The sequence below is a fragment of the Bradyrhizobium genosp. SA-3 genome (assembly GCF_004212635.1).
Classification (GTDB): domain Bacteria; phylum Pseudomonadota; class Alphaproteobacteria; order Rhizobiales; family Xanthobacteraceae; genus Bradyrhizobium.
Map to the genome: position 1 here is coordinate 40454 of NZ_PSRT01000049.1, position 15617 is coordinate 56070.

Consider the following 15617-nt stretch of genomic DNA (forward strand, 5'->3'; position numbering starts at 1 on the left):
TCGAAGGGACTAGCGATGTATCATCTCACCGCTCTCGTCACGCTGCTGGCGATCGCATTTTATTTCTTCACCGCCATTAACGTCGCGCGGTCGCGCGACAAGACCGGCGTCAAGGTGCCGGCGATGTCGGGCCATCCGGATTTCGAACGCGCCTTCCGCATCCAGATGAACACGCTGGAATGGATGCCGATCTTCCTGCCGGCGCTGTGGCTGTTCGCGACCTATATCAGCGACGCCATCGCAGCCAGCATCGGCGTGGTCTGGATCATCGGCCGCTTCGTCTATTTCGTCGGCTATTCCAAGGCGGCGGCAAAGCGCAGCCTAGGCTTTGCGATCCAGAGCCTCGCCGCCATGGCGCTGTGGGCGGGGGCGCTGGGGGCGGTGGTGTTGCGGATGGTGTGAAGCAACTACGCCGCAACACATTCAGCCGTCGTCCCGGCGAAGGCCGGGACCCATAGGCACAGGATTTGATTTGGCGAAGACTAGTCGTTCGGTACGTCTACCTTCCGCCACCGAGAAATCACGCGGTATGGGTCCCGGCCTTTGCCGGGACGACACCGAGATTGTTGAACCCCTCTTGCCCTACTTCGTCAGCGGGCAGCCGCTTTCCTTGGCGGTGAAGAAGGCCTTGTCGCCGGGGACCGTGGCGAGCAGCTTGTAATAGTCCCAGGGCTTCTTCGATTCCGAGGGCTTCTTGACCTCGAACAGATACATGTCGTGGATCATGCGGCCGTTCTCGAGCACCTTGCCGCCTTGCGCGAAGTCGTCGTTGACCGGCAGCTCCTTCAGCTTCTTGGCGACCGCGTCCGGATCCTTGGTGCCGGCGGCCTTGACCGCCTTGAGGTAGCTCAGCGTCGCCGAATAGGTGCCGGCGTGGATCATGCTCGGCATCCGCCCGGTGCGCTTGAAGAAGCGTTCGCCGAGATTGCGGGTCTTGTCGTTGAGATCCCAGTAATAGCCCTCGGTGAGCACGAGGCCTTGCGCCGCCTGAAGTCCGAGGCCGTTCACTTCGGCGAGCGTCATCAGCAGGCCCGCGAGTTTCTGGCCACTGGCGACGATGCCGAACTCAGACGCCTGCTTGATCGAGTTGGTGGTATCGAGGCCGGCATTGGCGAGGCCGACGATCTTCGCCTTCGAGCTCTGCGCCTGGAGCAGGAAGGAGGAGAAGTCCGACGAGTTGAGCGGCACGCGCACCGACCCGACCACCTTGCCGCCATTGGCGGTGACGATCTCGCTGGTGTCCTTTTCCAGCGCGTAGCCGAAGGCATAGTCCGCGGTGAGGAAGAACCAGGTGTCGCCGCCGGCCTTGGTCAGCGCACCGCCGGTGCCGACGCCAAGAGCGCGGGTGTCGTAGGCCCAGTGGAAGCCATAGGGCTGGCAGGCATCGCCGGTAAGGCGCGAGGTCGCGGCGCCGACGACGATGTCGATCTTCTTCTTTTCCTTGGAAAGCTCATGGATCGCGAGCGCGACCGAGGAGGTCGTCAGCTCCGTGATCATGTCGACGTTCTCGACGTCGTACCAGCGCCGCGCGATCGAGCTGGCGAGATCCGGCTTGTTCTGGTGATCGGCGGTGACGAGCTCGATCTTGTGGCCGAGCACCTCGCCGCCAAAATCCTCGATCGCCATCTTCGCGGCTTCGACCGACCATTTGCCGCCGTAATCGGCATAGACGCCGGACTGGTCGTTGAGGATGCCGATCTTGACACCCTGCGCCGAGGCAGGCACCGCCAACAATACGGCCGAGGCCGCGGCGGCCAAAAATGCTGATTTCATATGTTGTCTCCCAGCAGTCTTCTGTTGTGAAATCGCGCGGATACTAGTGAAGAACCCCGCGCGTGCCCATCCATTTCGGCGTAGGCCGTTAGTATGGGCGCGCCCCACAAAAATGCTGTCGTCCCGGACAAGCGCGCTTCAAGCGCGCGCAGATCCGGGACCCATAACCCCAGGGAGCAGTTATCGCGCGCAGCTGGTCGCCGCGAGTCTTCGCCAAACTCGATCCTGTGGCTATGGGTCCCGGATCTGCGCTTGCGCTTGTCCGGGACGACAGCGTGATTGTGGAGATGCCGGTAGGCCACACGAACCCGAGTCAGCCCGCGACCTCCGCCTTCTTATCCCGCCGCCCCTCCGCCAGGTTGCGCACCACCACGTAGAAGATCGGCGTGAACAGAAGCCCGAACAGGGTGACGCCGATCATGCCGAAGAACACGGCGACGCCGACGGCCTGCCGCATCTCCGAGCCGGAGCCGCTCGAGATCACCAGCGGCAGAACGCCGAGGATGAAGGCGAAGGAGGTCATCAGGATCGGCCGCAGGCGCAGCCGGCAGGCCTCGATCACGGCCTCGAACCGCGGCTTGCCTTCGTTCTCGATGTCGCGTGCAAACTCGACGATCAGGATCGCGTTCTTTGCCGCCAATCCCACCAGCACCACGAATCCGATCTGGGTGAGGATGTTGACGTCCTGCCCCATGATGCGCACACCGATGGTGGCGGCGAGCAGGCACATCGGCACGATCAGAATCACCGCGAATGGCAGGGTCCAGCTGCCATATTGCGCGGCGAGCACGAGATAGACGAACAGCACGCAGATCGGAAACACGTAGAGACCGGCATTGCCGCCGGTGACCTGCTGATAGGACAGGTCGGTCCATTCGAAGCTGAAACCGCTCGGCAGCGTATCGTCCGCGAGCTTCTTGATGGTGTTGAGCGCGGTGGTCGAGCTGGTGCCCGGCGCCGGCTCGCCCTGCAGTTCGGACGCCGCGTAAAGATTATAGCGCGCGACGCGGTCGGGACCCGAGACATCCCTGAACTCGACCACACTGCCGAGCATCACCATGTCGCCGGCGGCGTTGCGCGTGCGCAGCCGTGCGAGATCGCTGGGCTCCTTGCGGTAGGGGAAATCGGCCTGCGCGGTGACGTGGTAGGTGCGGCCGAACAGGTTGAAGTCGTTGACATAGGTCGATCCGAAATAGGTCTGGATCGTGTCGTTGATATTGGAGATGGGAACGCCGAGCTTCTGCGCCTTGGTGCGGTCGATGTCGACGAAGAGCTGTGGCGTGTTGGCCGTGAACGGCGAGAACACCGAGGTGAGACTGGGTGCCTTGCGCGCGGCGGCGACCAGCTCGTCGGTCGCGGCTGCGAGCATTTCGGGCCCGCGACCCTGGCGATCCTGGACACGGATGGTGAAACCGCCGCCGGTGCCGATGCCGGGCACGGCTGGTGGCGGAATCACGATGATGAACGCGCCCTGGATCGCGGACAGGCGCTTGCGCAGCTCGGCCGTGATGGCGTTGGCCGACAATCCCTTCTTCAGCCGTGCCTCGGGTTCTTCGAACACCGGAAACAGCGCCGCCGCATTGCCGGCCTGGGTGCGCGTGGCGCCGGAGAAGCCGGCGAAGGCCGCAACGCGGACGATGCCCGGCGTATCCAGCGAGATCCGCTCGATCTCGCGCACGACCTCGGTGGTGCGCGCCAGCGACGCTGCGCCCGGCAATTGCACGGAGATGATGACGTAGCCGCGATCCTGCGCGGGAATGAAGCCCTGCGGCGTCGTCACGATCAGCCAGCCGGCACTGCCGATCAGCACGACGTAGATCAGGAGCATCACGACGGAGTGGCGGATCACGAAATTGGCAAGACCGGCATAACCATGCGCCAGCCGTTCAAACACGCGGTTGAAGACCCCAGTGAAAGCATCCCAGCCCCGCGCAATGACATTCCAGGCGGCCGGTGGCTTCTTCTCCTCGTGCGGCACCAGGATCTGCGAGGCCAGCGCCGGCGACAGCGTCAGCGAGCAGAAGCAGGAGATCGCAGTCGCGACCGCGATGGTGACCGCGAATTGCTGGAAGAACTGGCCGGAAATGCCGCCCAGGAACGCGGTCGGAACGAACACCGCGCACAGCACCAGCGCGATCGAGACCAGCGCGCCGCCGACCTCTTCCATGGTCTTCAGCGCGGCATCGCGCCGGCTCATGCCATGTTCGAGATGCCGCTCGACATTCTCGACCACGACGATGGCGTCGTCGACCACGATGCCGACGGCGAGCACGAGACCGAACAGCGTGAGATTGTTGATGGAGAAGCCCAGCGCCGCCATCACCGCGAAAGTGCCGACCAGCGACACCGGTATCGCGATAATCGGAATGATCGCAGGTCGCCACCCCTGCAGGAACACCAGCACCACGACGACCACGAGCAGCATGGCCTCGTAGATGGTCTTGATCAGCTCGTGGACCGACTGCGCGATGAACTCGGTCGGGTTGTAGCCGATATTGTAGTCGAGACCGCGAGGGAAGCTCGCCTTGAGCTTCGTCATCGTGTCGGAGATGTTCTTCGCCGTCGCGAGCGCGTTTGATCCGGGCCGCTGGGTCACCAGCATGGCCACAGCCGATTTGCGCAGCAGGAAGCTGTTGGTGGAATACGCCAGTGCCCCTAGCTCGATGCGGGCAACGTCGCGCAAACGAACGACCCGGCCGTCGGAGCCGGCCTTGATCAGGATGTCCTCGAACTGTTTCTGGTCCTTCAAGCGTCCCGTGAAGGTGAGGTTCGGCTGGAAGGAGCGGTCGGCGATCGGCGGCTCGGCGATCTGGCCGCCGGCGATCTGCACGTTCTGCGCGCGGATCGCCGCGAGCACCTCGGCCGAGGTCAGGCCGAGATTGGCGATCCGGTCAGGATCGAGCCACAGTCGCATCGAATAGTCGCGTGCGCCGAAGATCTGGATGTCGCCGACGCCATCGAGACGCAGCAGCTGGTCGCGGACCTGGAGCAGCGCATAGTTGGAGATGTAGAGCTGATCGAACGTGTCGTCGGGCGACAGCATGAACACGACCATCAGGATGTCGGGCGAGTTCTTGCGCGTGGTGACGCCGTTGCGCTGCACTTCCTCAGGCAAACGCGGCTGTGCGATCGCGACGCGGTTCTGCACCAGCACCTGGGCCTTGTCGAGATCAGTGCCGAGCTTGAAGGTGACGGTGATGGTGAGCTGGCCGTTCGAGGTCGCCTGGCTGTAGAGATACAGCATGTCCTCGACGCCGTTGATCTCCTGCTCGATGGGAGCTGCGACCGTGTCGGATACGGTCTGCGCGGAGGCGCCGGGATATTGCGTGGTGACGACCACGGTGGGCGGCACCACCTGCGGATATTCGGAGACCGGCAGCGTGGTGTAGGCGATCGCGCCGACGATCAGCAGCACGATCGACAGCACCATCGCCAGGATGGGCTGGTTGATGGAGAGGCGGCCAAGATTCATGACTTGCCACCGGCCGGGGCTTGCGCGGTCTGCGGGGCGACCTTGGCGCCGACGCGGGCACGCTGAATGCCATTGACGATGACGCGGTCCTCCGCCTTCAACCCTTCGCGGATCACGCGCAGGCCGTCATCGAGCGGCCCGAGCACCACGGGACGCGCCTCGACCGTGTCATCGGGCTTCACCACGAACACGATCTTGCGAGACTGGTCGGTCGCGATAGCGACGTCCGGAATCAGCAGCGCCTCGTAGGGCGCGCTGCCGATCAGGCGGACGCGCCCGAACTGGCCCGGCAGGATCGACAGGTCGGTGTTCTTGACCACCGCGCGGCTGCGCAGCGTGCCGGTCGAGACATCGAGGCGGTTGTCGAGGAAGTTCACGGTGCCCTCATGCGACGGCTTGGTTTCACCGGCCAGCGTCACCTGCACCGGGTTTGCGGTGTCGCGCGAGCTTGGGCGCCGCCCCTCGAACCACAGCTTGCTGTATTTGATGAAGGTCGCCTCATCCATGTCGAAATAGATGTAGATCGGATCCAGCGTGACGATCGAGGTCAGCAGCGTCGAAGCGCCGTTGTCGCTGCCCTGCACGAGATTGCCGGGACTGACGAGGTGGCGGCTGACGCGACCGGTCAGCGGCGCCGTCACATGCGTGAACTCGATGTTGAGCTTGGCGGCCTTCAGCGCGCCCTCGGCCTGCGTCTCGGCCGCATGCGCGGCCTGCAAGGCTTGGCGGCGCTGATCGACGACCTGCTCCGAGACCGCGCTGGTCTGCACCAGGTTGAGGCCGCGGTCGAGCTCGCGCTTGGCAAGCTCCACCTTGGCCCGCGCGTCCGACAGCTGACCTTCCGCCTGTGTAGCCACCGCCTCGAACGGACGGGAATCGATCACGTAGAGCAGATCGCCCTGGCGCACGATGGCGCCGTCCTGGAACTCGACCGAGTTGACGAAGCCGCCGACGCGGGGGCGCACCTGCACCTCCTCGACCGCCTCGAAGCGACCGGTGAACTCGTCCCAATCAGTGACAGTGCGCTTGACCGGTTGGGAGACCGTCACCGGCGCCGGCGGCGGGGCAGCGGCCTGTGACGCCGGCTTGTCGCAGCCGGACAGGGCGAATGCCGCGGCGAGAAGCCCGGCGATTGCGCTGTGCTGAACGAAATCGTGCTTTTTGACAAACTGCTCGCTTCCGTCCGGTCCAGTCATCCCAGGTCCTCGCATAAAAGCCGCGGAAAATGCAGGATAAGCGCCCACTCGCGGGGGACACAACATGGGCGGCAATGATGAACTCTTCAAGACCAATGCACGCGCAATGCCCGGCCGCATGCCCTGACCGGATGGCGGGTTGACAGGGGGATTAGCCGGCCTCGCACGCGATGATTAGCGGCGAGACACGAATGGACTTTTTCGCGGGGCTCATGAATGGAGGAGGCACAATCTTCGCCTCTCCCCGCGTGCTGGGGAGAGGCCGGATCGCATCGCAAGATGAGATCCGGGTGAGGGGGAGCCTCCGCGAGTCCTACTATCACCTTTCTCGCGGAGGGTCCCCCTCACCCCAACCCTCTCCCCGCAGGCGGGGAGAGGAAGAAGACGCGGCCAGCGTCTTCGCGCATGACGGGCCGCAACTGCTCGTCTAGACTACCCCCTACAAAAACAAGACGAATTGTCCGGGGAGGACAGGCGTGCACCAGGGACGTGTCGTTTATGGCGCGATCGAGGAGGTCGTGTTCGGCCATCCTGCGGCCGAGGCCATCGTCGCGCAGATGGACCGGCTGGGAACGCGCCGCGCCTTCCTGATGGTCTCGGGCACGCTCAACCGGCAGACCGACGAAATTACGAAAATCAAGGAGGCGCTCGGCGAGCGCTGCGCCGGCCTGTTCGACGCCATGCCGGCGCATACGCCGCGCGAGGCGGTGATCGCCGCCACGCATGCGGCGCGCGAGGTGAATGCCGATCTGATCGTTACCGTCGGTGGCGGCTCCATCACCGACGGCGCCAAGGCGGTGCAGCTGTGCCTCGCCAACGGCATCGACGATATCGGCGGCATCGAGCGCATCCGCGTGCACAAGGGCGTGACGCCCGAGATGACCGCGCCAAGCGTGCGGCAGATCAGCGTGCCGACCACGATTGCCGGCGGCGAGTTCAGCGCGATCGCAGGCGTGACCGATCGCAGCACGCATGTGAAACAGATGCTGCGGCATCCGCTCATGGTGCCGCGCGCGACCATCCTCGATCCCGCGATCACCGTGCACACGCCGGAATGGCTGTTTCTCTCCACCGGCGTCCGCGCCGTCGATCATTGCGTGGAAGCGATCTGCTCGCGCGAGACGCACCCCTATGCCGATGCGCAATCGGTGAAGGGCCTCGCCATGCTCGCCGACGCGCTGCCGCGGGTGAAGGCCGATCCTGCCGATCTCGACGCGCGGATGGATGCGCAGATCGGTACCTGGCTGTCGATGGGCGCACTCGCAGCGGGCGTACCGATGGGCGCGAGCCACGGCATCGGCTACGCGCTGGGCGCGGCCCTCGACGTGCCGCACGGTTACACCTCCTGCGTGATGCTGCCGGCGGTGATGCGCTGGAATGCGCCCGACAATGCCGAGCGCCAGATGATCGTCGCGGCAGCCATGGGCTTTCCTGGCCGAGATGCCGCCGACGTGCTCGATGCCTTCATTCGCTCGCTCGGCATGCCGCGCAGCCTCGCCGAGGTGCGCGTGTCGCCGGAGCATTTCGACGCCATCGCCGAACAGGCGATGCGGACGAATTGGATCCCGCACAATCCGCGCAGGATCGACAGCCCGGCGCAGGTGCGAGAAATCCTGCTTCTTGCCGCATGATCCAAAAGCCGGAGGACTGATGTACCCAGGTCAGCATGCCCGCCTACGCCCGCTCCAGCCTGCCTTCATCATGGCGGCGACGGGCGAGACCGTTACCTATCGCGAGCTGGAGGCGCGCAGTAATCGCCTCACGCATCTGTTTCGTAGGCACGGCCTGAAGCGGCTCGATCATTATTCGATCTTCATGGAGAACAATTCGCGATATCTCGAAGCCTGCGGCGCAGGCGAGCGCTCTGGCCTCTACTACACCTGCATCAACTCCTTCCTGACACCGGGCGAGCTCGCCTATCTCCTCGTCAACAGCCAATCCAAGATCCTGATCACGTCGGTGGCCAAACTCGACATCGCGCGCGAGGCGATCCAGGCCTGTCCCGACGTCAAGCTCTGCGTCGTCGCCGATGGCCCGGGCGAGAGCGACCGCATCGTCGGTCTTGCGGAGGTGACCGCCGATCTGCCGACGACGCCGATCGCAGACGAGTGGCTCGGCACTGCCATGCTGTATTCGTCGGGCACGACCGGGCGGCCCAAGGGGATCCTGCGGCCGCTGCCGGAGGAGCCGCCGAAGCACAATCTGCCGCTGTTCGATTTTCTGACGAAGCTTTGGCACTACCGCGAGGGCATGGTCTATCTGTCCCCGGCGCCGCTCTATCACTCTGCGCCGCAGGCGGCCGTGAACCTCACGATCCGTATGGGCGGCACCGTGATCATCATGGAGAGTTTCGATCCGGAGCGTTACCTTGAGCTCGTCGAGCAATGGGGCATCACCCACACCCAGCTGGTGCCGACGATGTTCTCGCGCATGCTGAAGCTGCCGGAGGGGGTGCGAAGGCGCTACGATCTGTCCTCGCTGGAGATCGCGATCCACGCCGCGGCGCCCTGCCCGGCCCTCGTCAAGGACGACATGATCCAATGGTGGGGACCGATCATCCATGAATATTACGGCGCCACCGAGGGCCTCGGCTTCACCGCCTGCAACAGCGAGGAGTGGCTCGCCCATCGCGGCACCGTCGGCAAGGTTCTCCTCGGCGACCTCCACATCCTCGACGAGAACATGAGGGAATGCCCGACCGGCACGCCGGGCCAGGTCTGGTTCAAGACCGCCTCGCCGTTCGAATATTTCAACGATCCGGAGAAGACCCGGGAGGCGCGCTCGGCCGACGGCAGCATGAGCACGGTCGGCGACGTCGGCTATGTCGACAAGGACCGCTTCCTCTACCTCACCGATCGCGCGACCTTCATGATCATCTCCGGTGGCGTGAACATCTACCCGCAGGAATGCGAGAATCTGCTGATCACCCACCCGAAGGTGGCCGACGCCGCGGTGTTCGGCGTGCCCAATGCCGATCTCGGCGAAGAGGTGAAGGCGGTGGTGCAGCCGATGCCGGGCGTCGTGCCGGGCCCCGCGCTGGCGGAAGAGCTGATCGCGTTCTGCGCAAAATCGCTGTCGCGGCAGAAGATGCCGCGCTCGGTCGATTTCGAAAAGGAATTGCCGCGACTGCCGACGGGGAAACTGTACAAGCGCTTGCTGCGGGACCGGTACTGGGGGAACAAGGCATCGCGGATCGTGTGAGGGGTTTGGGCGATCTCGCGCCACACACGCGGTGTCGTCCCGGCCTAGTGCGCAATTGCGCACGGGGGCCGGGACCCATAACCCCAGGGAGTGGTTTGGCGATGATTAGTCGTTCGGTACTCCCATCATGCGCAACCGATAGATCACGCGGTATGGATCCCGGCCTGCGCCGGGACGACAACCGAGTTTGTTGATGCGGCTGCGCACAACATCCTCACAGGAACCCTCCCTTCGCACCCGCACTCTCACCATGTGAGAGAGTGAAACGCGCCTGCGGCCTTCCGTCATCCGAATTGTCGAGAGCGTGGGCGGCCTTGCCGGTTGCCTCCCTCCGCGCCCATCGGCTATCGTCCCCTCAAACAGGCCAAAAGGCCGATGTCCAGGGAGGACGAGGATGCGGAGCGTGCGGGCGCTCGCCGCGAGGGCGGCGCTATCTTTGCTGGCGTTTTCGACCATTGCGCTTGCCGGCGAGCCCAAGCAGGGCGGTATCCTGCGGATGTATCATCGCGACAGCCCGGCCAATGCGTCCATCCTCGAGGGCGCGACCTATTCGATCAACGTGCCCTTCATGGGCGTGTTCAACAATCTCGTCATCTACGACCAGCACATCGCGCAGAACAGCCCTGATACCCTGAGGCCAGAGCTGGCCGAGAGCTGGTCCTGGAGCGGCGACAACAAGAAGCTGACCTTCAAACTGCGCCAGGGCGTCAAATGGCATGACGGCAAGCCGTTCACCTCGGCCGACGTCAAATGCACCTTCGATCTCCTGATGGGCAAATCGCAGCAGAAGCTGCGGCAGAATCCGCGCAAGGCCTGGTACAACGAGGTCAACGACGTCACGCCGAACGGCGATTTCGAGGTCTCCTTCGATCTGAAGCGGCCACAACCGTCGCTGCTGGCGATGCTCGCATCCGGTTATACGCCGATCTACCCCTGTCACGTCTCGCCGGCCGACATGCGCACCCATCCGGTCGGAACCGGCCCGTTCAAATTCGTCGAGTTCAAGGCCAATGAATCGATCAAGCTGACGCGAAACCCGGACTACTGGAAGAAGGGCCTGCCCTATCTCGACGGCATCGAGTACACGATCATCACGAACCGCTCGACCGCGATCCTCGCCTTCGTCGCCGGCAAGTTCGACATGACCTTCCCGACGCACATCACGATCCCGCTCCTCAAAGACATCAAGTCACAGGCGCCAAACGCGATCTGCGCGGTCGAGCCGACCAACGTCTCGACCAACATCATCGTCAATTCGGCCTCCCCGCCGTTCGACAACATCGACATCCGCCGGGCCATGGCGATGGCGCTCGACCGCAAAGCCTTCGTCGACATCCTGTTCGAAGGCCAGGCCGATATCGGCGGCACCATGCTGCCGCCGCCGCAGGGCATCTGGGGCATGCCCAAGGACAAGCTGGAGACCATTCCAGGCTATGGCCCGAACGTGAACGCGAGCCGGGAGGAGGCGAAAAAGCTGATGCAGAAGGCCGGCTACGGCCCCGACAAGCACCTCGCCGTGAAGGTCTCGACACGCAATCTCGCGGAATATCGCGATCCCGCAGTGATCCTGATCGACCAGCTCAAGAGCATCTATATCGACGGCGAGCTCGACGTCGTGGAGACTGCGAACTGGTTCCCGAAGGTCGCACGCAAGGATTACATGCTCGGCCTGAACTTGACCGGCAATTCCGTCGACGATCCCGACCAGTCTTTCTACGAAAACTACTCCTGCGGCTCGGAGCGGAACTACACCAACTACTGCAACAAGGAGATCGAGAAGCTGTTCGACGTGCAGTCGCAGGAGATCGATGTTGGCAAGCGCAAGCAGCTGGTCTGGGACATCGACAAGAAGCTGCAGGAGGATGTTGCCCGTCCGATCATCTTCCATGCGCGGGCCGGCACCTGCTGGCAGCCCTATGTCAAGGGGATCACGATCATGTCGAACAGCTCCTATAACGGCTTTCGCTACGAGGACGTCTGGCTCGACAAGTAACGCGGGCGGCTGACGGGTTCGACAGGAGGCAGTGCATGTTTGCCTATCTGGTGCGGCGCCTGTTCCTGATGCTCGTGACCCTGTTCGGGATCTCGATCGTCATCTTCTTCCTGCTGCGTGTCGTCCCCGGCAACATCGTCGACATCCTGTTCGCCGCGGCCGGCTATGTCGATCCCGCCGACAAGGCCAATCTGGAGAAGGAGCTCGGCATCGATCAGCCGCTGATCGTGCAATATTGGCACTGGATCAGCGGTCTTCTGCGCGGCGACTTTGGCTATTCCTACGTGTCGGAGAAGCCGGCGCTCCAGGAGATCCTGCCGCGGATTCCGATCACGGCGCGGCTTGCCGGCCTCGCGCTGTTGTTCTCAGCGTCCATCGGCATCCCGCTCGGCGTCATCAGTGCCGTGAAACAGGGCACTCGGCTCGACTATGCGCTACGTGTCGTCAGCCTCAGCGGCTTGTCGCTGCCCTCGTTCTGGCTCGGCCTTTTGATCCTCACCGCGTCGGTGGCGATGTTCGGCCAGATGCCGATCTTCAATCCCAATCCGCAGACCTGGCTCGAAGCCTTCGCCACCTATGCCGTGCCGGCGGCCGCCGTCGGCTTCCGCAGCGCTGCGCTGACCATGCGCATCACCCGCTCCTCCATGCTGGAGGTGCTGCGGCAGGATTATATCCGCACCGCCCGCGCCAAGGGCGCATCCGATGCTGCCGTGAACTATCACCACGCGCTGAAGAATGCGATCCTGCCGGTCATCACCGTGATCGGCATCGAGGCGGCATTCCTGATCGGCGGCCTGATCGTCACCGAGACCGTGTTCAACATCCCCGGCGTCGCCCGCTTCCTGGTCGAGGCGATCCGCTGGCGCGACTATCCGATCGTGCAGAACCTCGTGATGTTCATCGCGGTCGTGGTCGTGTTCGCGAATTTCACCGTCGATATGCTCTACGCGGTGTTCGACCCGCGCATCAGGTACACGGATTAGGAGATCAGCTTGGCCGCGATCGACTTTGACGTTGAACTGAGACGGGCCGGGGCGCATGCGACCGGCGGCTGGCGGCGCGTGCTGTTCATGGCGCAGCGGCATGTGCTTGGCGCGGCCGGGCTCGTCATCATGACGGTGTTCGTGCTCACCGCAATCTTCGCCGACTTCATCGCGCGCTACGATCCGCTGACGGTCGATTCCGCCCGCGCGCTGGCGCGCCCGAGCCTCGTGCACTGGATGGGCACCGATTCCTTCGGCCGCGACGTGTTCAGTCGCATCATCCACGGTGCACGGATCTCGCTCGCGGTCGGGCTTGGCTCCACGGCGCTCGGCGGCTCGATCGGCGTAATCGTCGGCCTCACCTCCGGTTATCTCTCGGGCTGGGTCGATCTCGTGTTCCAGCGCGTCTCCGACGTTCTCCAGGCGCTGCCACTGCTGGTGCTGGCGCTGGTGATGACCGCCGCGCTCGGCCCGTCGCTGCCGAACGTGATCATCGCCATCGCCATTCCGCTGATCCCGACCGTCGCGCGCGTGATCCGCGCCAACACGCTGGCACTGCGCGAACAGCCCTTCGTGGAGGCGGCAAAATCGATCGGCATGAGCGAGATGCGGATCGCGCTGCGCCACGTGCTGCCGAATACGCTGGCGCCGCTGATCGTGCTGGCGACCGCCCAGCTCGGCTCGACCATCCTGACCGAGGCTTCGCTGTCCTTCCTCGGCCTCGGCATTCCCGAACCTTATCCGTCGTGGGGGCGTATGCTCTCGGAATCCGCTGCCGAATATGTCCGCACTGCGCCGTGGCTGGTGATTTTCCCGGGCATCGCCATCAGCCTCGCCGTGTTCGGTGCCAACCTGTTCGGCGACGCCCTGCGTGATATCCTCGATCCCCGGCAGCGCGGCTGATGGCTGACAAATCCGACCTCGTGCTCGACGTGAAGAACCTGAAGACGGTGTTCTTCACCAATTCCGGTCTCTTCAAGGCGGTTGACGACGTCTCATTCACCGTGAAGCGCGGCGAGACGCTGGCGATCGTCGGCGAATCCGGGTGCGGCAAGAGCGTCACGGCGCTGTCGCTGATGCGGCTGGTGCCTGATCCGCCGGGCCGCATTGTCGGCGGCTCCGTCACGCTCGAAGGCACCGATCTGCTGGCGCTGGATGAAGCGAAGATGCGTGCTGTCAGGGGCAATCGCATCTCCATGATCTTTCAGGAGCCGATGACCTCGCTCAATCCGGTGATGCGGATCGGCGACCAGATCGTCGAGGCGGTGCGGCTGCACCGGAACTTGTCGGCCAAGGAGGCCGCGGATATCGCAGTCGAGATGCTGCGGCTGGTGCGGATCCCCGAGCCGGCGCGGCGCGCACGGGAGTATCCGCACCAGCTCTCCGGCGGCATGCGCCAGCGCGCGATGATCGCGATGGCGCTGGCGTGCCGGCCGGCGCTGCTGATCGCGGACGAGCCGACCACCGCGCTCGACGTCACAATCCAGGCGCAGATTTTGGCGCTGATCCTCGACCTCCAGAAGGAGCTCGGCACCGGGCTGGTGCTGATCACGCACGATCTCGGCGTCGTCGCGCAAACCGCACAGCGCGTGATCGTGATGTATGCGGGCCGCAAGGTCGAGGAAGCCAGCGTCGAAGCGCTGTTTGCCGCGCCGAAACATCCCTATACGCGGGGGCTGATGGCTTCGATTCCAGCCGTGCCGGCGTCCGGCGTCGCCGCGCCGCCGCGGCTGAACGAAATTCCCGGCACCGTGCCGTCGCTGGTGCGATTGCCGAAAGGCTGCGCCTTCGCGCCACGCTGCCCGCTCGCGATCAAGCGCTGCCAGGACGAATATCCGCCGCTCGCCGATTGGGGCGGCGGCCATCTCGCCGCCTGCTGGCGCGCGGAGGAAGTGGCGGAGGTGGCATGAGCGAGGCGCTGCTCGAGGTCACGGACTTGATCAAGCACTATCCCGTGCGTGCGGGCGTGCTGCGCCGGCAGGTCGGCACCGTGCACGCAGTCGATGGTGTCTCGTTCGCGCTTGGTATTGGCGAGACGCTTGGTCTCGTCGGCGAATCCGGCTGCGGCAAGTCGACCGTGGCGCGCAGCGTGCTGCGGCTGGTCGAGCCGACCTCGGGCCAGATCCGCCTGGAAGGTGAGGACATCACCCATCTCTCCAAGACGGCGCTGCGGCCGCACCGCCGCTCGATGCAGATCGTGTTCCAGGATCCGTTCGCCTCGCTCAATCCGCGCATGACCGCGGGCGACATCGTCGGCGAGCCGCTGGCTGTGCATGGCCTCGCCACCGGCAAGGCGCTGGAGGAGCGCGTCGCCAAGCTCTTTGAACAAGTCGGCTTGCGACCAGACCAGATGCGCAACTTCCCGCATCAATTCTCCGGCGGCCAACGTCAGCGCATCTGCATCGCGCGGGCGCTTGCGCTGGAGCCGAGGCTGATCGTCTGCGACGAGCCGGTCTCCGCGCTCGACGTCTCGATCCAGGCGCAAGTGATCAATCTCTTGATCGACCTGCAGCGGCGGCACGGCTTCTCCTATCTCTTCATCGCGCACGATCTCGCCGTGGTCGCGCATATCAGCCACCGCGTCGCGGTGATGTATCTCGGGCGGATCGTCGAGATCGCCGACAAGGACGAGCTGTTCCGCAACCCGCGGCATCCCTACACGCAGGCGCTGCTCGCCTCGGTGCCGGTCGCCAATCCGCTCGCGAAGAAACTTGCACCGCTGGTGGATGGCGACGTGCCGAGCCCGGTCAATCCGCCCTCGGGCTGCGCGTTTCATACCCGCTGCCGGTTTGCGATGGAACGGTGCAAGACGGAACGGCCGGCACTGGTGGAGGCGGCTGGCGGACATCGGGTGGCGTGTTTGCTGAATGAGGGGACGGGGCGTAGCCAATAACTCCGCCGTCGTCCCGGCGAAGGCCGGGACCCATACCGCGGAATCTCTCCGTGGTGCTCGGTAGCAGCATAGAACTCCGAATCTTCGCCAAACCACTCCCCGAGGT

At 64.4% G+C, this 15617-nt stretch carries 11 protein-coding genes; 8 read left to right on the forward strand and 3 right to left on the reverse strand.

Features of this window, described 5'->3' with window-relative positions:
• The first annotated feature begins 15 nt into the window (after window positions 1–15).
• Window positions 16–402: an MAPEG family protein gene (locus CWO91_RS18750; RefSeq protein WP_130215161.1), complete on the forward strand. Its 387-nt coding sequence runs from the start codon at window positions 16–18 to the stop codon at window positions 400–402.
• Between the two features lie 180 nt (window positions 403–582).
• On the opposite strand, the gene CWO91_RS18760 is transcribed toward CWO91_RS18750, so the two are convergent.
• The 3 genes from CWO91_RS18760 to CWO91_RS18770 form a co-directional block, all read right to left on the reverse strand.
• Window positions 583–1773: an ABC transporter substrate-binding protein gene (locus CWO91_RS18760; protein WP_128930826.1), complete on the reverse strand. Its 1191-nt coding sequence runs from the start codon at window positions 1771–1773 to the stop codon at window positions 583–585.
• Between the two features lie 313 nt (window positions 1774–2086).
• The gene (locus CWO91_RS18765) at window positions 2087–5245 is read right to left on the reverse strand and encodes an efflux RND transporter permease subunit (RefSeq protein WP_130215163.1); all 3159 of its coding nucleotides are present in this window, start codon (window positions 5243–5245) and stop codon (window positions 2087–2089) included.
• Window positions 5242–6441 carry an efflux RND transporter periplasmic adaptor subunit gene (locus CWO91_RS18770; protein WP_165405535.1) on the reverse strand — a complete coding sequence of 400 codons (1200 nt, stop codon included), beginning with the start codon at window positions 6439–6441 and terminating at the stop codon, window positions 5242–5244. The genes CWO91_RS18765 and CWO91_RS18770 overlap by 4 nt, the downstream gene beginning before the upstream one ends.
• Window positions 6442–6917: 476 nt before the next feature.
• On the opposite strand from CWO91_RS18770, the gene CWO91_RS18775 reads away from it, so the two are divergent.
• The 7 genes from CWO91_RS18775 (at window position 6918) to CWO91_RS18810 (ending at window position 15511) form a co-directional block, all read left to right on the forward strand.
• On the forward strand, window positions 6918–8072 hold the full coding sequence (locus CWO91_RS18775) for an iron-containing alcohol dehydrogenase (protein ID WP_130215167.1): 1155 nt from the start codon (window positions 6918–6920) through the stop codon (window positions 8070–8072).
• A 19-nt stretch (window positions 8073–8091) separates the two neighbouring features.
• On the forward strand, window positions 8092–9642 hold the full coding sequence (locus CWO91_RS18780; RefSeq protein ID WP_130215169.1) for an AMP-binding protein: 1551 nt from the start codon (window positions 8092–8094) through the stop codon (window positions 9640–9642).
• Between the two features lie 394 nt (window positions 9643–10036).
• Complete coding sequence (locus CWO91_RS18790) at window positions 10037–11635, forward strand: ABC transporter substrate-binding protein (protein WP_130215171.1); 1599 nt, start codon at window positions 10037–10039, stop codon at window positions 11633–11635.
• A gap of 35 nt (window positions 11636–11670) precedes the next feature.
• Window positions 11671–12618, forward strand: a complete 948-nt coding sequence (locus CWO91_RS18795; RefSeq protein ID WP_091887160.1) for an ABC transporter permease — start codon at window positions 11671–11673, stop codon at window positions 12616–12618.
• Between the two features lie 9 nt (window positions 12619–12627).
• Window positions 12628–13521 (forward strand): ABC transporter permease, encoded by an 894-nt coding sequence (locus CWO91_RS18800; RefSeq protein ID WP_130215173.1) that lies wholly within the window; start codon window positions 12628–12630, stop codon window positions 13519–13521.
• Window positions 13521–14528 carry an ABC transporter ATP-binding protein gene (locus CWO91_RS18805; protein WP_130215175.1) on the forward strand — a complete coding sequence of 336 codons (1008 nt, stop codon included), beginning with the start codon at window positions 13521–13523 and terminating at the stop codon, window positions 14526–14528. The genes CWO91_RS18800 and CWO91_RS18805 overlap by 1 nt, the downstream gene beginning before the upstream one ends.
• Complete coding sequence (locus CWO91_RS18810; protein ID WP_130215177.1) at window positions 14525–15511, forward strand: ABC transporter ATP-binding protein; 987 nt, start codon at window positions 14525–14527, stop codon at window positions 15509–15511. Before CWO91_RS18805 ends, CWO91_RS18810 begins: the two co-directional genes overlap by 4 nt.
• The last annotated feature ends 106 nt before the right edge of the window (window positions 15512–15617 follow it).